This is a genomic window from Amycolatopsis sp. DSM 110486 (assembly GCF_019468465.1).
GTDB lineage: Bacteria > Actinomycetota > Actinomycetes > Mycobacteriales > Pseudonocardiaceae > Amycolatopsis.
Genome location: NZ_CP080519.1, coordinates 5,109,944 through 5,130,530, shown reverse-complemented (window position 1 = coordinate 5,130,530; position 20,587 = coordinate 5,109,944). Strand labels below are relative to the sequence as shown.

The following is a 20,587-nucleotide window of genomic DNA, read 5'->3' as shown; positions in this document are numbered from 1 at the left end:
CTTCTTCTTTCCGAAACGGGGTTCAGACGCGGGTTTCTGCAGCGGCTTCTTCGGCGGCTTCTTCAGCGTCACGCGCGGCCTTCAGCGACTCGTGGTTCGGCGCGTCGGGCACGTGCGCCGGACGCATCGACTCGAGCTCCTTGCGCAGCACCGGCACCACCTGCTCGCCGAGCAGGTCGAGTTGCTCGAGCACGGACTTCAGCGGCAGGCCTGCGTGGTCCATGAGGAACAGCTGGCGCTGGTAGTCGCCGAAGTGCTCGCGGAAGGTCAGCGTCTTGTCGATGACCTCCTGCGGGCTGCCGACGGTCAGCGGCGTCTGCGAAGTGAAGTCCTCCATCGAGGGGCCGTGCCCGTACACCGGCGCGTTGTCGAAGTACGGCCGGAACTCGTTCCACGCGTCCTGCGACTTCGGCCGGATGAAGGCCTGCCCGCCGAGCCCGACGATGGCCTGGTCGGCCTTGCCGTGGCCGTAGTGCTCGTAGCGCTGGCGGTAGAAGCCGATCAGCTGCTGGTAGTGGGAGGTCGGCCAGAAGATGTGGTTGGCGAAGAAGCCGTCTCCGTAGTACGCGGCGAGCTCGGCGATCTCCGGGCTGCGGATGGACCCGTGCCACACGAACGGGGGCACGTCGTCCAGCGGGCGCGGGGTGGAGGTGAAGCCCTGCAGCGGGGTGCGGAACTTGCCTTCCCAGTCCACGACCTCTTCGCGCCAGAGGCGGCGCAGCAGGGCGTAGTTCTCGATGGTGAGCGGGATGCCCTGGCGGATGTCCTGCCCGAACCACGGGTACACGGGGCCGGTGTTGCCGCGGCCCAGCATGAGGTCCACGCGGCCGTCGGCCAGGTGCTGCAGCATCGCGAAGTCCTCGGCGATCTTCACCGGGTCGCTGGTGGTGATCAGCGTCGTGGACGTCGACAGTGTGATCGTCTTCGTCTGCGCGGCGATGTAACCGAGCAACGTCGTGGGCGACGAGGGGACGAACGGTGGGTTGTGGTGCTCACCGGTCGCGAACACGTCGAGGCCGACCTCTTCGGCCTTGAGGGCGATCCGGACCATCGCCTTGATGCGCTCGTGCTCCGACGGCGTGGTGCCGTTGGTGGGGTCGGTCGTGACGTCGCCCACCGAGAAGATTCCGAACTGCATGACCGCTCCTCAGCCGGGTAGTTCGTGGTGCTGCTTCCTTGCCTGCACAACTGCTCGCGCGAAAGAAGTATTCCACAGTGACGATGCGGGTGACCCGGCGCACTCCCCTGCCCGTACCCCTGACGCACGGGACTCTCGCCACACCGGGGCCAGAGGGCGCGGAAGCTGTCGGGGTGTGCGGATATCCTGCAGTACGGTGTCGGCTCGGGGCCTGCCCGGGACGCCACCGTCCGCAGGCACTGGACCCTGAACCACCTGCCTGACCGACCAGCCTGAACAACGCCGTACAGCGAGCCAAGATCCGGGAGAGCGACCTCGTGACTGCTGAGACTCTGTACGGGGCCGACGACCTCACGCACCTCGAGGGCCTCGAAGCCGTCCGCAAGCGCCCCGGGATGTACATCGGCTCCACCGACAGCCGTGGCATCAACCACTTGTTCTCGGAGATCATCGACAACTCCACCGACGAGGGTGTGGCAGGCCACGCCACCCGCGTCGTCGTCACCCTCCACGCCGACGGCAGCGTGCAGGTCGACGACGACGGGCGCGGCATCCCCACCGGCGTCCACGCCAAATCGGGCCTTTCCGGCGTCGAGCTGGTGCTCACGCGCCTGCACGCCGGCGGCAAGTTCGGCGGTTCGGGGTACAAGACGTCCGGCGGTCTCCACGGCGTGGGCGCCTCGGCGGTCAACGCGCTGTCGCACCGCTTCGACGTCACGGTGAAGCAGGACGGCAAGGTGCACCAGATGTCGTTCGCGCACGGGGTGCCCGGCACGTTCGACGCGCCCGGCCCGAAAGCGAAGTTCACGCGGCATTCCGGCCTGCACCTCGTCGGCAAGATGAAGCGCGGCGAGCGCAGCGGCACGTCGATCCGGTACTGGTACGACACGCGCTACTTCGAGACGGGCGCGTCGCTCGACGTCGAGGGCGTGCGCGCGAAGCTGCGCAACACGGCGTTCCTGGTGCCCGGCGTCATGTACGTGCTGCGCACGGCCATCGAAGACACCATCACCGAGGAGACCTTCCACTACCCCCACGGGCTGGTGGACATGGTCGACTTCCTCACCCCGTCGGGCGAAAAGCCGGTGTGCGGCACCGTCGTGATCACCGGCGAGGGCACGTACAAGGAGAACGCCGCCGACGCCAACGGCGTGATGCAGTCCAATGTGGAGCGCCACGCCGAGGTGGAGGTCGCGCTGCGCTGGGGCACCGGCTACGAGCGCACGGTGGAGTGCTTCACCAACACCATCCGCAACGTGCACGGCGGCACGCACCGCCGCGGCTTCGACCGCGCCGTCACGCGCGCGCTGCAGGACGCGATCGGCAAGACCCGCGGGCTGCTCAAGCCCAAGGAGGACCCGCCGACGCTCGAAGACGTGCTCGAAGGCATGACCGCCGTGATCCACGTGCGGCTGCCGGAGCCGCAGTTCACGTCACAGACCAAGGACGAGCTGTCCACGGCCGGCATCACGCGCGTGATCCAGGCCATCGTCGACAAGCACGTGAAGGCGTGGGTCGACGACCGCAGGACCAAGTCCGAGGCGAAGGTCGTGCTGCAGAAGGTGGTCGACGCCGCGCGCGTGCGGCTCACCCAGAAGCAGCAGAAGGACGCCGCGCGACGCAAGACCGCACTCGAGGGCGCGGCGATGCCGCCGAAGCTCGTCGACTGCCGCACTACGGGCGTCGCCCGCAGCGAACTGTTCCTCGTCGAGGGCGACAGCGCTTTGGGTTCGGCCCGCATGGCGCGCGTGTCGGAGTACCAGGCGCTGCTGCCGTTGCGGGGCAAGATCCTGAACGTGCAGAAGGCGTCGCTGGGCGACACGCTGAAGAACGCCGAGATCGCGTCGATCGTGCAGGTCCTCGGCGCAGGCACCGGCCGCACGTTCGACCTCACGACGATGCGCTACGGCCGAGTGATCCTGATGGCCGACGCCGACGTCGACGGCTCGCACATCCGCACACTGCTGATCACGCTGTTCGCGAAGTACATGCGCCCCGTGATCGAAGACGGGCGGCTGTACGCGGCGATGCCGCCGTTGCACAAGCTCGTGACCAAGGGCCGCAACCCGGAGACGCACTTCACCTTCACGCAGCGCGAGATGGAGACGAAGTTCGCGGAGCTGGAGAAGGCGGGCAAGAGCATCATCACGCCGGTGCCGCGATTCAAGGGCCTCGGCGAGATGGACGCCGACGAGCTGTGGGAAACCACCATGAACCCCTCCACGCGCTCCGTCCGCCGCATCACCATGGACGACGCCGAAGCCGCCGAGAGCGCGCTCGAGCTGCTGATGGGCGAAAAGGTCGAGCCCCGGCGCAACTGGCTCGTCGCCTCCTCCGACCGCGTCGACCGCGACGCCATCGACGTCTGAGTTTTCCTTAGCTACCAAGGAGTTCTACCGTGGCACGCCGCAAGGGCACCACCACCAAGGTCGATCCCAGCGCGTTCGACTCCGCCGGGGCCAACGTCTTCGACAACTCGCTCAAGACAGAGATCGAAGACTCGTACCTGGAGTACGCGTACTCGGTCATCCACTCGCGCGCGCTGCCTGATGCGCGGGACGGGTTGAAGCCGGTGCACCGGCGGATCTTGTTCTCGATGCACGAGCAGGGTTACCGGCCGACACACGCCTACGTGAAGTCGTCCCGCGTGGTCGGCGATGTAATGGGCAAGTTCCATCCGCACGGTGACGTCGCGATTTACGACGCCATGGTGCGGCTGGCGCAGGACTTCTCGCTCAACGTTCCACTGATCGATGGGCACGGCAACTTCGGCTCCCCGGACGACGGTCCGGCTGCCAGCCGATACTGCTTGACGGGCGACACCCGGATTCGGCTCGCCGATGGATCCAGCCCTCGCATCGGCGATCTGGTGAACCTGCCCGCCGACTCCGAGGCCGACGCCGACTTCGAGGTACTGGACAAGGACGGCAAGGCAGTCCGGGTCGACAAGGTCTTCAACTCCGGCGAGCACCCCACCGTCCGGATCACGACGAAGTCCGGGTTCTCGATCCAGGGCAGCGAAAACCACCCGGTGCTGTGTCTCGAGGCGCCCATGGGCGTCCCGATGTTCCAGTGGCGCCAGCTCGACGAGGTCAAGCCGGGCACCGTGGTGTGTCTCGCTCGCAACGCGTGGACCCAGGTCGTTCCGACCGCCGATGAGCACATCACCGCCGCGTTCGCCTCCGCTGATGCCGAGTTCGTGCCCGAGTCGGTCTGGGCCGGCGGTCCCGGCGTCAAACGAGCATTCCTGATGGCCCTGTTCGAGCGCGGTGGGGAATGCCGACGGGCCGGTGGCGCGTACACGGTCGAATACCCGACCCGCTGCGAGCGGCTCGCATCGGAGATTCAGGAACTGCTGGCCGAGTTCGGTGTCATCGCCACGCACGAACGCGGCACTGTCGGTTCGGTCGAGCACCGGCTGGTCGTGTCCGGTCCGCGCGAGATCCAGGCGTTCGCCGAGCGAATCGGCTTCCTGAAGACCAAACACGCCGACCTGCAGGGCCTGCTGGAGCAGTTCGGTCGGCACGCGCACCAGCTCAGTGACGACCGGGTGCCGTTCGTCGCGGACTACGTCGGTAGCGATGTCGACTTCGATCGCATCGAACGCTGGGAGACCGAGCGGCTCCGGATCATCGACCGGATCAAGGACACCGAGGTCCTCTCCACGATCCTGCCGATCATGGACTCGGGTTACCGCTTCGAGGAGATCACCGAGGTCGAGGCCTGCGATCCCGCCGAGGTCTACTCGGTGCGCGTGGCCACGGAGGACCATTCGTTCCTCGCCGGTGGTTTCGTCAACCACAACACCGAAGCCCGCATGTCTCCCGAAGCAATGCACCTGGTCGGCGAGCTCGGTGAAGACACCGTCGACTTCCGGCCCAACTACGACGGTTCCCTCGAAGAGCCGTCGGTGCTGCCCGCGGCGTTCCCGAACCTGCTGGTCAACGGCACGTCGGGCATCGCGGTCGGCATGGCGACCAACATGATCCCGCACAACCTCGGCGAGGTCATCGCGGCGGCGCGGTGGCTGATCACGCACCCGACGGCGACGCTCGACAAGCTGATGGAGTTCGTGCCCGGCCCCGACCTGCCGACGGGTGGCAAGCTGCTCGGCCTGGACGAGGTGCGCCGCGCGTACGCGACGGGTCGCGGCGTGGTGCGGATGCGCGCGAACGTCGAGACCGGGCCGCTGGAAGGCAGCCGCGGGCGGCAGGCGATCACGGTCGTCGAGCTGCCCTACGGCGTGGGCCCGGAGAAGGTGATCGAGAAGATCACCGACGAGGTCAACAAGTCCAAGCGGCTCACCGGCATCGCCGACGTCAAGGACCTCACCGACCGCGAGAACGGCACGCGGCTCGTGATCGAGTGCAAGGTCGGCGTGAACCCGCAGGCGCTGCTGGCGGACCTGTACCGGCTGACGCCGCTGGAGCAGTCGTTCGGCATCAACAACCTGGTGCTCGTCGACGGCCAGCCGCAGACGCTCGGCCTCAAGGAGCTGCTGGAGGTCTTCCTCCGCCACCGCTACGACGTGGTCACGCGGCGCACCAAGTTCCGCCGCCGCAAGCGTGAAGAGCGGCTGCACCTCGTCGACGGCCTGCTGATCGCGCTGCTGAACATCGACAAGGTCATCAAGCTCATCCGCGAGAGCGAGAACGCGCAGGCGGCCAAGGACGGCCTGATGACGCGCTTCAAGCTCTCGGAGATCCAGGCCACCTACATCCTGGACACGCCGCTGCGCCGCCTGACCAAGTACGACCGGCTGGAGCTGGAGTCGGAGCAGGAGCGGCTGCGCGAGGAGATCGCGGAGCTGACGACGATCCTCGACGACGACTCGGTGCTGAAGAAGCTCGTGTCCTCGGAGCTGGCGAAGATCGCGAAGGACTTCCCGACCGAGCGGCGCACCGCGCTGATCGACGGTGACCTCAAGGAGGTGCTGGCGGCGTCGAAGCCGTCCGGGCCGCTGGAGATCACCGACGACCCGTGCCAGGTCATCCTGTCGGCCACCGGCCTTGTCGCCCGCACGGCGGCGGAGTCGGAGGAGTCGTCCGAGGTCAGGCGGCGCAACGGCCGCGTGAAGCACGACGCCGTGTCCGCCATCGTGCACACGACCGCGCGCGGGCAGGTGCTGCTGGTGACCAGCCGCGGGCGCGCGTTCAAGACGGACGTGCTGCCGTTGCCGGTGCTGCCCGAGCAGGCCGGCACGGTCTCGCTGCGCGGCGGCATGGCGGCGCGCGAACTGGTGCCGTTGGAGAAGGGCGAGACGGTGGTCGGCGTCGCCCCGCTGGGCGAGCAGGCGACGGGTTCACCGGGTCTGGCGATCGGCACGCGCGCCGGCGTGGTGAAGGTGGTCGCGCCGGAGTGGCCGGTGCGGTCCGACGAGTTCGAGATCATCACGCTCAAGGCCGGCGACGAGATCGTCGGCGCCACCTGGCTCACCGATGGTGAGGAAACGCTGGCGTTCATGTCGTCCGAAGCGTCGCTGCTGCGCTTCGCCGCGTCCCTCGTGCGGCCGCAGGGCCTGAAGGGCGGCGGCATGGCCGGCATCAACCTGAGCGCCGGCGCTTCGGTGGTGTTCTTCGGTGCCGTCCGCACCGATGACGACGACCACGGCGAGCCCATGGTCGTCACGGCCACGGGCCAGTCGGTGAAGGTCACGCCGTTCAGCGAGTACCCCGCGAAGGGCCGCGCCACGGGCGGCGTGCGCGCCCACCGCTTCCTCAAGGGCGAGGATTCGGTGGCCGTCGCCTGGATCGGTCCCCGCCCCGCCGCCGCGGCCCGCAACGGCGACCCCGTGGAGCTCCCCGAGGTCGACCTCCGCCGCGACGGCTCCGGCCACGCCCACCCCGGCCCGGACGTCGTGGGCCACACCATCGAGCGAGACTGAGCTCTCTTCAGGCGGGGCACTTGCCAGGTGGCGGGTGCCCCGCTTTTTCTTGTCCCTCGATCGTGCGATGCGTTATATATCGCCTTACGATACATTCGAGCCATGGCCACTCCGCGCGGTCACCGACGGTGAGGCTGGGTCTCGACTGGGAGCGGTCATCGTGAACGGCGCCGAGCCGGGACCGACGAACACGGCAAGGAGGTGACGACGTGAAACCCCTGGAACTCAGGTATCGCCGGCTCACGCGGGTGTTGCCGGCGCAATACCGGCAGGCGTGGGAGGACGACATGGTCTCCACGTTCCTCGAAACCACGACCGCACACTCCGAGGACCCTGAATTCGAGCTGGACTACGGCCGGCCGGACGCCAGGGAGGCAGCGAGCGTCCTCGCGCTGGCGGTGCGGCTGCGGTTGAGCGACGAAGGGCCGACCCGCTACGCGCTCGCCGGAGAAGTCGTCCGGCGGCTGGCGTTGGCGGGCGTGGCGTTCCAAGCCGCGTTGGCACTGATCACCGGGGTTCTCCGGCTCACGTGGCCGCCGCCGCTGGTGCGGGAGGCGCCGACGGTGGCGCTTGTGGCGGAGCTGTTGTGGTTGCCCGCGTTGGCCGCACTGCTGGTCGGCCGGAGGAAACTCGCCGCGGCATTCACTCTTGCGGCAACCATCGGCACGTTTCTGACTCTTCCGAGCAACTGGGGCCAGCTCGTGCTGCAAGTCGCGACACTCGCAGCGATCGCCGTATATCCCAAGCCCGTGACCGTCCACACCCGATGGTGGCTGGCTGCCACCGGGATCAACGCTGTCGTGGCGTTTGCCGTGCAGTGGCTGGGAATCGTGGACGAGGTCACGGTGGCCGGGGTCCTGACGATCGCCGTCGGGCTCGCGCTGCTGACCATCGCTCGGCAGGCAGCACGCGAGACCTGGCTGGCCGCGGCGACCATCGTCATGATCGCCGTGCTGGCCACCGTGCCAAGCCTCATCGGACACCTCGTCCCGATCGCATGGGGAGTGATCGGAGCCCTCGCCATCACCGGCACCGCATTGGCCATCCGAACCAGGAGGACCCACAAAACCACCTGAGCATCACACCCGAGCTCACCTCGACCCTTTACGTGAGAGTTAAGTAAGGCTAACCTCACTTTGATCACCGGATCGAGGGGGACGGATGAGCACCGACGAACTGACGCGCGCCCAGGCGCCGGCCCGCTCCGCCGAGTTCAGGCGCTGGCTGAGGCGCAAGCCCGTGCGGCGCGTGTTGGTCGTGACGCACCGGTGGACGTCGCTGGTGCTGGGGTTGTTCCTGGTGCTCGAGACGACGTCCGGGGCGATCCTGCTGTACCGCGGCGAGTACTTCCGCGCGACGCACAGCGACTTCTACCACCAGACGCCCACCGAGCACCCGATCAGCCTCCAGCAGGCGCGCGACATCGTGGCCACAGCGCACCCGGGGTTCTCCCCCGCGTGGGTGAGCAACGATGGCGGCGTGATCGCGGTCGGTGACCCGGACTTCGTCGAGGCGTACGCAGTCGACCCCGGGACCGGGCACATCAACGGGAGCACCCGGCTCGAGAGCGGGGTCATGGGGTTCCTCGCGAACCTCCACGACTGCGGCCTCACCTGCGAGGGCTACCCGGGCTACGTGTCGTGGCTCGCGAAACCCGTGCCGACCATCGGGTTCGCCTGGCCGCCCGGCACGAACTGGGGGCTGCTGCTCGAGGTCGTGCTCGGGCTGTTGATGGTGCTGCTCGCGATCACCGGCATCGTCGTGTGGTGGCCCGGCTTCCGGCGCTTCTCCCGCGGCTTCCGCGTCCGCACGCGCAAAGGCCGCTTCGCGCGTGACTACGACCTGCACAACGTGATCGGCATCGTCGCGGTGCCGTTCGTGCTCATGTGGGGCGTCACCGGCGCCGCCTTCTACCTGCCGCCGGTCAAGGACGCGTGGCTCGCGGTCACCGGCGGGACGGCCGCCGACCCGCAGAAGTACTCATTCACCGCCAACGCAGCCGCGCCCGGCACCCCGGAAATCGACATCGACCAGGCGGCCGCCGCGGCGCTGGCCAAAACTCCCGGCGAAATCAGGTACCTGACCACGCCGCAGGACGGCTACTACAGCGTCTCCATCGCCAGTGAGGGCTACCAGCCCTACGGCGCCCGCACGTTCTTCGGCGGCGACCACACCGTGTACGTCGACAGCCACGACGCCACCCACCTGTCCGATGTGGACGCCATACCCGAGCCGGGTGCGAACTCGTTCTACGACAAGGTCTTCGAGCCCGCCCACTTCGGCTGGCTCGTCGGCGGCTGGTGGCGGATCGTCTGGTTCGTCCTCGGCCTCGCGCCGCTGGCGTTGATGCTCACGGGGATCTCGACCTGGCTGTTCCGCTCCGGCTCGAAACGCCGCCGTCGCAAAGCCAGGGCACAGCGGGAAACACGGCGCGAAACACCGCCGAACACAGAAGCACGCCAGGCAACGGCGTGATCGAAACACTGGCCTTCGCCACCACGGTGGTCTGCGTGGCCGGCGGGCTCGCCGTGCTCGGCACCGGGCTCGCCGGCCGCTACCGCCGCGAAAAGGCACTCCCGGCACTCGCCGTCGTGGAGCTGGCCCTCGTCGTCCAGGCCATCGCCGACGTCACCGGCCTCCTGACCGGAGACCGCCCCGCCGAACTCGGCATGCACCTCGCCTATCTCGCGACTTCCCTCGTCCTGCTCCCCGCCGCCACGGCGTGGTCGGCCAACGAACAAGGCCGCTGGGCCGCCGTCGTCATCGCCGTCGCACTCCTCGCGCTCGCCGTCGTCGTGATCCGCACCCAAACCACCTGGCGACCGACATGAAAAAGGCCGCCCCGGGGCAGGAAACCCCGAGGCGGCCCCGAGCCGGGCCAGCCGCCGCGTCAAGGCGGACCCGGCACGTACCGAAAACTCAAGCGATCTTGAACGACTGCGCCGCCCCGCCGTTGCAAGTGGCCTGCACGAGCCGCACGGAGTCGGCCGTCGAACCACCGGGCACCGTCAGGCACTTGCCGCTGTGCCGGGCGGTCAGGTGGTAGTAGCCGCCGCCCTCGGACACCGGCAGCCACTGCTGGTTCGCGCCGTTGCTGTAGGACCACAGCTGAATGCCGGCGTTGTCCGCAGTGGACACATCCTGGACGTCGAGCACTTCCGCCGCGTTGCCGCGGTTGTTCACGCGCACGTACCCGTCGCTGGTCGGCTGGAACTGGTACTGCTGCGCGTTGGTGGCGTTGCAGGTGTACTGCTGCACCACGGTTCCGTTTGTCGTGCCCGCCGCGGCCGCGTCGACGCACTTGCCGGTGGCCTTGTTCACCACCGGGTACCACGCGGTGGACGAAATCCCGCCGGCGGGCGGTGTGGTGCCACCGTCACCGGTGGCGCCGCCGAGCCAGCGCAGGCCGTCGAGCACGAAGCGGTTCTGGTCGGGGCTGGCGAACGTCGACGACAGCGCGGTGTTGGTGTCGTAGTTCATCTTGTTGTGGCCGAAGTTCGCGTAGATCATCTTGTAGCTCTTGTTCGTCCACATGATCGGGTAGTACCCGCTGTACCACGTCTGCGACGGGTCGTCGCCGACCGGGAACGTGCCCGGGTCGAGCGAGGCCAGGATCGAGATGTTCGGGTTCTGGCGCAGGTCATTCTGCCAGGAGTACCACTCGCTCACCGAAGACTGGATCGTCGCCGGCAGGTTCACCGTGGACGGGTGCGTGCGGTTCTCGATCTTCAGCGTCTCACCGGTCGGGCCCCACGAGTTGGAGACGAACCGGCCGGTGCCGAGGAAGTCGTTGTGGAACCAGTTCGAATAGGACGGTGACGAGTTGTCGTTGTACGCCGTCACGTGGAAGCCGAAGAACCCGCCGCCGGAGTCCATGTAGCGCTTGAACCCGTCGAACTGCGCCTGCGACTGCGGCTGGTCGTCGAGGAACATCACCACCGCGGCCTGCGAGGTGGTCAGCGAGGTGAGCTGGTTCCAGTTGTTGGTGGCCGTGAACGTGTAGCCGTTGGCTGCCGCCTGCTGCTGGAACCACGGGCGCGCTTCGTTTTCGAAGCTGATGTGAGCCGCGTCGTACGTGCCGCTGTAGAAAGCGAGCACTTTGAACGGCGTCGCCGCGGCGGCGTGCGGCGTCAGCGCGGGCGAACCGTACGCGAGGCCGAGGCACGCGGCGAAGAACACCAGCGCTTTCCCGACCAGCCCGAACGGGCGTCGTTTGGCGAACATGGGCGATCCTTCCGGTGGGGGATGGGGAGAGGAGGAAGGGTTACTTCTGGTGCATCACCACGGGAAACGCTGGTGGTAGCGCAGCCCGTAGCCGAAGGGGAACAGCGCGGGCTTCCCGTCGCCGACGTTGATCGGCTGCTGGTCGGCGCTGCGCATCCAGGTGACCGGCAGCTTGCCGGTCGGGTTGTAGTCGCCGAAGAGCACGTCGGCCACGCCCTGGCCTTCGCTGCCCGGCAGCCACGATTCGATCAGGCCGGCCCAGTCCGGCAGCTGCTTGGCGATGTCCAGCGGACGGCCCGACACGAGCACGACCACCGTTGGCACGCCCGAGTCGTGCAGCTTCTGCAGCGTCGCGAGGTCGGTGGCGTCGAGGCCCATGTCCCCCGGCCGGTCGCCCTTGGTCTCCGCGTACGGCGTCTCCCCCACCACGGCGACGGCGACGTCGTAGGACTTGTCGATCCCGCTGCCGTCCTTGCTGAAGGTGACGGTGGACGATTTCTTCACCGTGTTCTCGATGCCCTGCAGGATCGTCGTCCCCGGGATGACCGGTCCCGACGTGCCCTGCCAGCCGACGGTCCAGCCGCCGGCCTGGTTGCCCATGTCGTCGGCGCTCTTGCCCGCCACGAAGACCTTGTTGCGGCTCTTGTCGAGCGGCAACACGTTGTGTTCGTTCTTCAACAACACCTGTGACTCCCGCACCGCCTGGCGCGCAAGGTTACGGTGTTCCTGACTGCCGATGGTGCCGAGGTAACGCCGGTCGGTGAGCGGGTGTTCGAAAAGCCCCAGCTGGAACTTCTTCGTGAGGATGCGCCGGTTGGCGTCGTCGATGCGCGACATCGGCACCTTGCCGTCCTGCACGAGAGTGCGCAGGGTGTCGATGAACTTCTGCCAGTCGTAGGGCACCATCACCATGTCGATGCCCGCGTTGATCGATGCCTCGACCTCGTCGGGTGTGAAGCCGGTCTGGCCGTCGATCTTGTCGACGCCGTTGTAGTCCGAGACGACGATGCCGTCGAAACCGAGCTCCTTCTTGAGGACGTCGGTGACGAGGTAGGAGTTGGCGTGCAGCTTCACGTCGTTCCAGCTCGAGTAGCTCACCATCACCGAGCCGACGCCGCGCTTCACCGCCTCCTTGAACGGCGGCAGATGGATCGCGCGCAGTTCCTGCTCGCTGAGCTGCGTGTTGCCCTCGTTCACGCCGCCGGTGGTGCCGCCGTCGCCGACGTAGTGCTTCGCCGTCGCCAGCACCGACGCCGGACCGCCCAGCGAGCGGCCCTGCAGCCCGGTGATGATCGACGTCATCTCCGTGGCGAGCTGCGGCACCTCGCCGAACGACTCGTACGTCCGCCCCCAGCGGTCGTTGCGCGCGACGCACAGGCACGGCGCGAAGTCCCAGTCGATGCCCGTGCCGGACACCTCTTCCGCCGTGGCGCGGCCGATCTTCTCCACCAGCTTCGGATCGCGCGACGCGCCGAGCCCGATGTTGTGCGGGAACACGGTCGCGCCGTACACGCCGTTGTGGCCGTGCACCGCGTCAACGCCGTAGATCAGCGGGATACCCAGCGGTGTTGCCAGCGCGGCCTTCTGGAAGCCGTCGTACATGTCGGCCCAGGTCGCCGGTGTGTTCGGCGTCGGCTGCGAGCTGCCACCCGACAGCAGCGACCCCAGCCGCCCCGTCGTCACGTCCGCCGGCGATTTCACGCCCAGCCGCTCGGCCTGCATCATCTGGCCGAGCTTGTCGTCGAGCGTCATGCGCTTCATCAAATCCGCGACGCGCACCGAAACCGGCCGCCGCGCATCCTTGTACACAGGCTGGTTCCCGGCCAGCGCCGGCGCGTGCGCGCTCACCGTCAGCGCCGCGGCCAGCACCCCCAGCGTGATCGAACGACCAACGCGCATCTGGCTACTCCTCGTCGAGGGACCAAACTTCACGTCTTGAATTAATACACAGGTTTCACGAGTGGTCCAGACCTTGCGGACAAACCGGTTGCCGGTGACCGGGACCGCCGAAAAGGCGAACAATGCGGCTGTACCGGGTAATCTGGCCCTCGGCCTGGGGAGGGACCATGACTCGCAAGTTCGTCGCGCCCGCACTCATCGTGCTCGCCGTGCTGGTGATCGGTGCGCTCGTTTACACCTTTTCGCGAACGACGCCGGCGGCACCCACCGCTTCGACCGCCCCGCAGAACTGGGTCACCTTCGCCGCACGGGTCGACGGCATCGACCCCGGCCCGGACCCGGCCTCGGTCGTGATCCACGTGCTGCTGCCCGCCGGTAACCCCGGCTGCTCCCGTTCACCGCACGTCGAGCCGATCCCCGGAGCGACGGAGACAGCGGACGCTGTGAACACCAACGTCGTCTATGAGTCGTCGAACTCGGCCTTCGGCGCCTGCCCGACCCAGCAACTCGCGGACGTCCCGTTCACCGCCGCAGCCCCGATCGGCAACCGCGCGCTGGTGCTGAACACCGACGCCTGGCACCGCACGGGCGCCACGTTCGCCCGCTGCGACGAGTTCCTCGGCTGCACACCGCCGGCCGATCACTGCGCCGACGCGTGGGTCGACCGGGCGGTGTTCGACCTCGACGTGCCGGTGAAGCACCTGCACGGAGTGCGCGACGTGCTCGTGTGTGACGGGCGGTGGCTGGTACTCGACCTCAACCGGCACGTCGGGGACTGCCCGGTCGGCAACACGAGTTGCGTCCCCCCGGCCGGGCCGGTGCAGCGAGTCGTCTACGCGTGGGACCCGCGGGGCTGGAAGCAGGAGAACGGCACGAAAACCGGCACCTGCGAAGAAATCCGCGCCGCGCTACCGGAGTTTCCCCAGGCGTTGTGCGAAAAGCTGCCGCCACGCCGTTAGTCAAAAGGACCTCGTTCATCCGGTCGCCCGCGCGTCGCGTGGCGCGGCTCGAAAGGTCCATGATCAACGAAGCCAGCGCGTCCGAGCCGGAACGCAAGGCGCTGCGCGAAATCGTCAAGCCCACCAACAAACCGCCGGGCGCCACCGAGACGGCGACCCCGTGCGATTCCGCCTCGCCCACCACCGGGCCCGAGCGCGCGAACCGCGCGTCGGCTTCCGCGCCGGCGCGGGCGGAAGCGTCCGCGATGCGCGCGGCTTCCAGACCGACATCGAACTCAGCCACGAAAATCCTCACCCCGTCGGCCGGTAGAAACCGATGAACTGCTGCCCCGCGTTCGTCGTGCGGATCTTGCCAAGCTGCACGGGATCGCCCGCCTCGACCATCTGCCCGTCGCCGATCACCATGGCGACATGGCCGGACCACACCACGAGGTCGCCGGGCAGCAGCTGGTCGATCGACGGCACCTCCGCGCCCACAGTTTGCTGCCGGGCCGTGCGCGGCAGCTGCAAACCCGCGTCCTGGTACGACGTCATCGTCAACCCACTGCAGTCCAGCCCCTGCCCGCGCGCGGTGCCGCCCCACACGTACGGCCCGCCGAGCTGCGACAACGCGGCGCGCACGGCTTTCGCGGCCGTCTCGTTGGGCGCCTTCACCGTCCGCCCGCCGGGCAGGTTGATGTCGACGCCGGTGCCCGGCTGCGGCGGGATCGCCACCGGCAGCCGGGGCTTCGCGGCGAAACCACCGCCGTCGCCCCCACCGCCGACGGCGTGCGCGCCGTTGCTGTTGAACGACTGCGGCACATGAGACGCCGAGCTGGTCGTGGTCGCATCGGACCCCACCCAGCTGCCGGCCCAACGAGGTCAGCTGGTTGATCGTCTGTTCCGAGAACGTGGCCGCCTGCCCGGTGAGCTGCCCGATCTTCGTCTGCAGCTGCAGCAGGATCTGCCTGGCCGCGGCCGCGCGGCTCTCCGGCGGCTGGATTCCGTTCACAGCCTGCAACGCCTTCATCGACGCCGCGATCTCCCGCACGATCTGGTCGCGCACCTGGTCGTTGCGGATCTCGCCGACGTGCAGCGTCTCCGCCGCCGCGGCCACCGCCTTCTCGATCTCGGCGCTCTCGTCGAGCAGGTCCTGGATCTCCTTCTCCAGGCCCTGCGACGTCGCACTCGCGCGATCGGCGGTGTAGCCGGACGCGGAGTCGGCGAGCCGAGAGCGCTGCGAGCCGGCTTGATCACGGACCTGGCCGACGGACGTCCGCAGCGCCACGTGCCCGTCACGCGCGCCACTGACGGCACCCGGGTCGTGCTTGAGCTTGGCCGCGAGCTGGTTCGTGGTGTCCAGCCCGCCGCGCACGACCTGCTCGACCTCGGCGGTCACCGAAGCCTGCGGAGCGCGTCGCCGTGCTCCTCCTCCACCGCGGCGAAGTTGCCCTGTGTGCGCCGCGCGGCCTCGCCGACCTGGTGCCACCCACCGCCGAGGGCGTGCAGCCGCTACTGCAGCGAACGCATTCGCGCGCCGTACGCGCCGGAGAAGCCAGACTCGTGGCCCATGTCGGAGAAACCGACCGTCACGTGCGGGGCGATGTGCCGCGAGCCCGCCAGCCGGACGTCGTCCCCGAGTGGATCGACCTGGCGCGCGTACGTCTCGTAGGCGCCGTCGTCGGCGTGAAGACCAGAATGAAAACCGGACACAACCCGCCCCTCCCCTGAGCCGACGGACAGGCGAAATGACCGGATCAGGTGGTCAGCTGCCGGTGCCGTTCAGCACGCCGGTGAGCCAGTCGCCCTGGGTCGAGATGGCCTTGCCGTTGACCGCGACGGTCGGCGTGCCGAAGCCGTGCGCGCCGTTCGGGAAGTCCTGGGCCAGGTTCGGGTCGTTCTCCGTCTGCTGGAAAGCGGCCTGGATCTGCTGGTCGTAGGTCCCGGCGTTCACCGTCTGGTCGAACTTCGGGTCTGTGATGCCCAGGTCGTGGCCGAGCTTGATCAGCTGCGCCTTGTCGTAGCCACGGCCGCCCTCTTCCGGCTGGCTCTTGAACAGCGCGTCGTGGAACGCGGTGAACTTCTGCGACGAGACCGCGGCCAGCGCCGCGTTGGCCGAGTCGAGCGAGTAGCCCGGCGGGTCCGAGTCCTCGTTGAGCAGCGTCACCATGTGGTACCGGACGGTCAGCTGGCCGCTGTTGACCGCCTGCTCCATCTTCGGACCGTAGGTGTCCTGCAGCTGCTTGCAATACGGGCACAGGAAGTCGGCGTACAGGTCGATGGTCTTGGGCGCGCCGGGCTTGCCGACGGAGACGACCACGCCGTCGAGCTTCTCGACCACGCCGGGGCCGAGCGTCGTGGACGTAGTCGGCGCGATGGCCGTGCCCTCGGTGGAGTTCTTGCTCGAGTTGATCCACACGACGCCGCCGATCACCACCGCGGCGACGACCACGACCGCCACGACGACGGCGATGATCTTGTTCCGGTCGCTCGAGGCACCCCTCGCCTGCGCGACCGACTTCGCGGCCTGCGCCTGGCGTTGGCGCTTCCGCGCTGCTTCACCCACGGTTCCTATTTCCCTTCAGCGATGCTCGGGGAGTACTCGTCCCCCAGCGCCGCGGAGCTCCCTGTCTCCGCGGAATCCTCCACAGCCGCATCCTCCACAGCCGCGCGCTGCCGGCCCCAGCCGAGCCAGCCGTCGACCGAGAAGAACGAACGCGGACGCACCATCAGCCACACGGCCAGCACCGCGAACCCGGTGTCGCGCAGGATCTCCTGCGGGTACTCGGTCTGGCCGGCGGCCACATGCCCGCCGCCGCCGAAGCAGCCGCAGTCGATGCTCAGCCCGCGCGCCCACGACTGCGCGATGCCCGCCACGAGCACGGCCAGCATGACCAGCGCCGCGGTGGCGACCCAGCGCGTGGCCAGCCCGAACAGCAGCAGCAGGCCCAGCACCAGCTCGACCAGCGGCAACGCGGTCGCGACCGGCCGGACCAGCGCGCTCGGCAGCACGTCGTAGGCCTGCACGGCGATGAACGTCTGCCCCGGCGAGGCCAGTTTTATGGCACCAGAAACGAGCCACACGGCCGCGAGCCCGAGCCGGGCGAGGGTGCCGATGGTGTCGAGCACGGGTTGGGACAGTCGTCGCACACGCCTAGGCTAGCCGCCGGACCTGAGAACTTCGTGAGTTGTCAACACCCACCGACAGGAGGCGGGCATGCGAGTTCGCGCGGTGGTCGCCGCCCTGTTGTTGCTGGTCACGTGCGCGGCCTGCGGTCCAGGGACGGTTTCGCCCGGCGATTCGCTGGTCAAACGCGCGCGTGACGGTGACCACCTCACGATCGGGATCCGCTTCGACCAACCCGGCCTCTCCCAGCGCACGGTCGACGGCCGGTTCGTGGGCTTCGACGTGGACGTCGCCGAGTTCGTCGCCGGTGAGCTGGGCGTGGACCCGGCCCACATCACGTGGCACGAGACCACGCCGGCCACGCGCGAATCCGACCTCACCTCCGGCAGCATCGACCTCGTGGTGGCCACGTACTCGATCACCGACAAGCGCAAACAGCTCGTGTCGTTCGCCGGGCCGTACTTCGTGACCGGCCAGGACCTGCTTGTGCGGCGCACGTCGTCGGACATCACCGGCCCGGAGAGCCTCAACGGCCGACGACTGTGCTCGGTCACCGGCTCGACCCCGGCGCAGCAAGTGCGCGACAAGTTCGCGCAGGCCGTGCAGCTCGTCGAGTACCCGCGGTACCCCGACTGCGTCACGGCCCTGCTCGCCGGCCAAGTCGACGCCGTGACCACCGACGCGGTGATCCTCGCCGGCTACGTCGCGCAGGACCCCGAGCTGCTGCGCGTGGTCGGGCACCCGTTCTCGACCGAGCGCTACGGCGTCGGCCTGCGCAAGGGCGACACCGAGGGCCAGCACGCCGTGGACGACGCCATTCGCAAGATGGTCTCGGACGGCGACTGGCTGCGGTCGCTGCAGGAAAATATCGGCCCGTCGAACTACCCGTTGCCGAAGCCGCCGGAGATCACCGAGCAGTGAGCCGCCTGGAAAACCTGCCCGACCTGCCCGTGCGCGCGGTGCTGCCCGACGTGCTGGCGGCGCTCGCGGACCACGGCACCGCCGTGCTGGTCGCGCCGCCCGGCACCGGCAAGACCACGCTCGTGCCGCTCGCGCTGGAGCACGGCGGGGGCCGTGTCGTGGTCGCCGAACCGCGCCGCCTGGCCGCCCGCGCCGCGGCTTCGCGGATGGCCGCGCTGCTGGGTGAACCGGTGGGCGAGACGGTCGGGTACTCCGTGCGCGGCGACCGAAAGGTGTCTGCGCGCACCCGGATCGAAGTCGTGACGTCCGGCCTGCTCGTGCGGCGCGTGCAGAACGACCCCGAGCTGGCCGGCGTGTCGACGGTGCTGCTCGACGAGTGCCACGAACGCCACCTCGACGCCGACCTGCTGCTCGCCCTCCTGCTCGACGTCCGCGCCGGCCTGCGCGACGACCTGCGGCTGCTCGCGACGTCGGCGACCGTCGCCGCCGGACGGCTCGCCGAGCTGCTCGGCGACGCACCCGTGGTGACCGCGCACGCCCGCACCTACCCCGTCGAGCTCACCTACCGCGTGCCCGCCCGCGGCGCGCGGATCGAGGCCACGGTGGCGTCGACGATCCGGCTGGCACTGTCCGAAGGGGACGGTGACGTGCTCGCGTTCCTGCCCGGCGCGGGGGAAATCGCGCGTACGACCGCGCAGCTGGGCTCACTCCACGCCGACGTGCTGCCGCTGCACGGCCGCCTCACCGCCGCCCGCCAGGACGACGCGTTGCGGCCCCGTGACCGCCGGCGCGTGGTGCTGGCCACGGCCGTCGCGGAGTCGAGCCTCACCGTGCCCGGCGTGCGGTCCGTTGTGGACTCCGGGCTGGCCCGCGTGCCGCGAGTGGATCACCGGCGCGGCCTCGCCGGGCTGGCGACCGTGCGCGTGTCCGCGGCCGTCGCCGAGCAACGAGCCGGACGCGCGGGCCGCGAAGCACCCGGCCGCGCGTACCGCTGCTGGCCGGAGCACGAGCAGGCGACACTGCCCGCGTACCCCGAGCCGGAGATCCGCACGGCCGAGCTCGCGCGGTTCGCGCTGGAGCTCGCGTGCTGGTCCACCCCGGACGGCAGCGCCCTCGCCTGGTGGGACCCGCCGGGCGAGGGCGCGCTGGCCGCCGCCCGGACGTTGCTGGTCACGCTGGGCGCGACGACCGCCGACGGCACCATCACCCCGCGCGGACGCCGGATGGCCGACCTCGGCCTGCACCCGCGGCTCGCCCGCGCGCTGCTCGACGGATCCGCCGCGGTGGGTACGCGGGTGGCCGCCGAGGTCGTGGCCCTCCTCGACGCGGGAGCGCAGCTGACCGACGTCGAGGCCGAGCTGCGGCGCCTGCGCGGCGGCACGGACGACGCGGCGCGGCGGTGGAAAACGGAGGTCCGGCGGCTTTCGGGCTTGGTGAAATCCCCTGGCAATGCGGGCAAACCCGACGCCGCGTTGGTCGTCGCCTTGGCTCACCCCGAACGGCTCGCGAGGCGTCGGCCGGGAAACGCACCCGTGTACCTCATGGCCGGCGGTACCGCGGCCGAGCTCCCGGCGGGCGGCGGTCTCGGCGACTCCGAATGGCTGGCCGTCGGCGAAGCCACGCGCGACCCCGGCCGCGTGCAGGGCACGATCCGGCTCGCCGCCGTCGCCGACGAAACCCTCGCCGTGCGGGCCGCGCCCGCCCTGGTGTCCGAAGTGGACGAAGTCGCGTGGGACGGCGACGTGGTGGCCCGACACGTTCGCCGCCTCGGCGCCATCGTGCTCGCCGAACGCCCGCTGCGGTCGCCGAAGCCGCAGCTGGTGCACGAAGCCCTGGTCACCGGCCTGCGCACCGAAGGCCTGAGCCTGCTGCGCTGGAGCGAAGACGGCCGGAGCCTGCGTGAGCGGATGGCGTTCCTGCACCGCGTGCTCGGCGCCCCGTGGCCGGCCGTCGACGACGACACTCTGCTGTCCGAAGTAGACACCTGGCTCGACCTCTCCCGCGCCCGCCGCCGCGCGGACCTCGCCACGGTCGACGCCGGCAGCGCCCTGCGCGGCCTGCTGCCGTGGCCCGAAGCCGCGCACCTCGACGAGCTGGCGCCCGACCGCCTCGAAGTCCCGTCCGGCTCCCACTACCGCGTGGACTACACCGCCGACCAGCCCGTGCTCGCGGTGAAGCTGCAGGAGACCTTCGGGTGGACGGCCACCCCGACCGTCGCCGACGGCCGCGTCCCGGTGCTGCTGCACCTGCTCTCCCCCGCCGGCCGGCCCGCCGCCGTGACGGCCGACCTGGAGTCGTTCTGGCGCACCGGGTACGCGGCCGTGCGCGCCGACCTGCGTGGCCGTTACCCGAAGCACCCCTGGCCCGAGGACCCCGCGACGGCCACGCCGACGCGCCACACCACCCGCCGGTCGCGCTGACCCCTGTCGAAGGTCGGGGGTGGCAAGAGCCGGAAG

The 20,587-nt window shown here is 69.4% G+C and carries 15 protein-coding genes and 1 pseudogene; 9 read left to right on the top strand and 7 right to left on the bottom strand.

The genetic code is table 11. The features are described from left to right. Positions 1 to 22: 22 nt before the first annotated feature. On the bottom strand, positions 23 to 1,138 hold the full coding sequence (locus K1T34_RS25015; RefSeq protein WP_220246612.1) for an LLM class flavin-dependent oxidoreductase: 1,116 nt from the start codon (positions 1,136 to 1,138) through the stop codon (positions 23 to 25). A gap of 317 nt (positions 1,139 to 1,455) precedes the next feature. Here K1T34_RS25015 and K1T34_RS25010 point away from each other — a divergent pair, with 317 nt between their 5' ends. The 5 genes from K1T34_RS25010 to K1T34_RS24990 all read left to right on the top strand — a co-directional run bounded on the left by K1T34_RS25010 (position 1,456) and on the right by K1T34_RS24990 (position 9,853). Continuing rightward, the gene (locus K1T34_RS25010) at positions 1,456 to 3,507 is read left to right on the top strand and encodes a type IIA DNA topoisomerase subunit B (protein WP_220246611.1); all 2,052 of its coding nucleotides are present in this window, start codon (positions 1,456 to 1,458) and stop codon (positions 3,505 to 3,507) included. Between the two features lie 29 nt (positions 3,508 to 3,536). Further along, a complete protein-coding gene (locus tag K1T34_RS25005; protein WP_220246610.1) occupies positions 3,537 to 7,022 on the top strand; it encodes a DNA gyrase subunit A in 3,486 nt (1,161 codons plus the stop codon). A gap of 209 nt (positions 7,023 to 7,231) precedes the next feature. Continuing rightward, positions 7,232 to 8,098, top strand: a complete 867-nt coding sequence (locus tag K1T34_RS25000; RefSeq protein WP_220246609.1) for a hypothetical protein — start codon at positions 7,232 to 7,234, stop codon at positions 8,096 to 8,098. Between the two features lie 85 nt (positions 8,099 to 8,183). After that, complete coding sequence (locus K1T34_RS24995) at positions 8,184 to 9,497, top strand: PepSY domain-containing protein (protein ID WP_220246608.1); 1,314 nt, start codon at positions 8,184 to 8,186, stop codon at positions 9,495 to 9,497. Next, entirely contained in the window at positions 9,494 to 9,853 is a 360-nt protein-coding gene (locus tag K1T34_RS24990) for a hypothetical protein (RefSeq protein WP_220246607.1), read from the top strand. Before K1T34_RS24995 ends, K1T34_RS24990 begins: the two co-directional genes overlap by 4 nt. A gap of 88 nt (positions 9,854 to 9,941) precedes the next feature. Here the strand turns inward: K1T34_RS24990 and K1T34_RS24985 are convergent, their stop codons facing one another. Further along, positions 9,942 to 11,246, bottom strand: coding sequence for an RICIN domain-containing protein (locus K1T34_RS24985; RefSeq protein ID WP_220246606.1), 1,305 nt, complete (start codon positions 11,244 to 11,246; stop codon positions 9,942 to 9,944). A 54-nt stretch (positions 11,247 to 11,300) separates the two neighbouring features. Further along, complete coding sequence (locus K1T34_RS24980) at positions 11,301 to 13,145, bottom strand: glycoside hydrolase family 3 N-terminal domain-containing protein (protein WP_220246605.1); 1,845 nt, start codon at positions 13,143 to 13,145, stop codon at positions 11,301 to 11,303. A gap of 167 nt (positions 13,146 to 13,312) precedes the next feature. On the opposite strand from K1T34_RS24980, the gene K1T34_RS24975 reads away from it, so the two are divergent. Then, positions 13,313 to 14,104 (top strand): hypothetical protein, encoded by a 792-nt coding sequence (locus K1T34_RS24975; protein WP_220246604.1) that lies wholly within the window; start codon positions 13,313 to 13,315, stop codon positions 14,102 to 14,104. Between the two features lie 59 nt (positions 14,105 to 14,163). Then, the gene (locus tag K1T34_RS24970; RefSeq protein ID WP_220246603.1) at positions 14,164 to 14,424 is read left to right on the top strand and encodes a hypothetical protein; all 261 of its coding nucleotides are present in this window, start codon (positions 14,164 to 14,166) and stop codon (positions 14,422 to 14,424) included. Here K1T34_RS24970 and K1T34_RS24965 read toward each other — a convergent pair. The 4 genes and pseudogenes from K1T34_RS24965 to K1T34_RS24950 form a co-directional block, all read right to left on the bottom strand. Then, positions 14,396 to 15,482 (bottom strand): annotated as a pseudogene (locus K1T34_RS24965) (C40 family peptidase). The gene K1T34_RS24970 and the pseudogene K1T34_RS24965 sit on opposite strands and share 29 nt — an antisense overlap. A 113-nt stretch (positions 15,483 to 15,595) precedes the next feature. Further along, positions 15,596 to 15,796: a hypothetical protein gene (locus tag K1T34_RS54740; protein WP_370643781.1), complete on the bottom strand. Its 201-nt coding sequence runs from the start codon at positions 15,794 to 15,796 to the stop codon at positions 15,596 to 15,598. A gap of 52 nt (positions 15,797 to 15,848) precedes the next feature. After that, entirely contained in the window at positions 15,849 to 16,658 is an 810-nt protein-coding gene (locus K1T34_RS24955) for a thioredoxin domain-containing protein (protein WP_220247397.1), read from the bottom strand. Then, positions 16,655 to 17,212 (bottom strand): MauE/DoxX family redox-associated membrane protein, encoded by a 558-nt coding sequence (locus tag K1T34_RS24950; RefSeq protein WP_220246602.1) that lies wholly within the window; start codon positions 17,210 to 17,212, stop codon positions 16,655 to 16,657. Before K1T34_RS24950 ends, K1T34_RS24955 begins: the two co-directional genes overlap by 4 nt. An 88-nt stretch (positions 17,213 to 17,300) precedes the next feature. On the opposite strand from K1T34_RS24950, the gene K1T34_RS24945 reads away from it, so the two are divergent. Then, entirely contained in the window at positions 17,301 to 18,131 is an 831-nt protein-coding gene (locus K1T34_RS24945) for a glutamate ABC transporter substrate-binding protein (protein ID WP_220246601.1), read from the top strand. Beyond that, positions 18,128 to 20,551, top strand: a complete 2,424-nt coding sequence (gene hrpB, locus K1T34_RS24940) for an ATP-dependent helicase HrpB (protein ID WP_220246600.1) — start codon at positions 18,128 to 18,130, stop codon at positions 20,549 to 20,551. Before K1T34_RS24945 ends, hrpB begins: the two co-directional genes overlap by 4 nt. Positions 20,552 to 20,587: the final 36 nt, after the last annotated feature.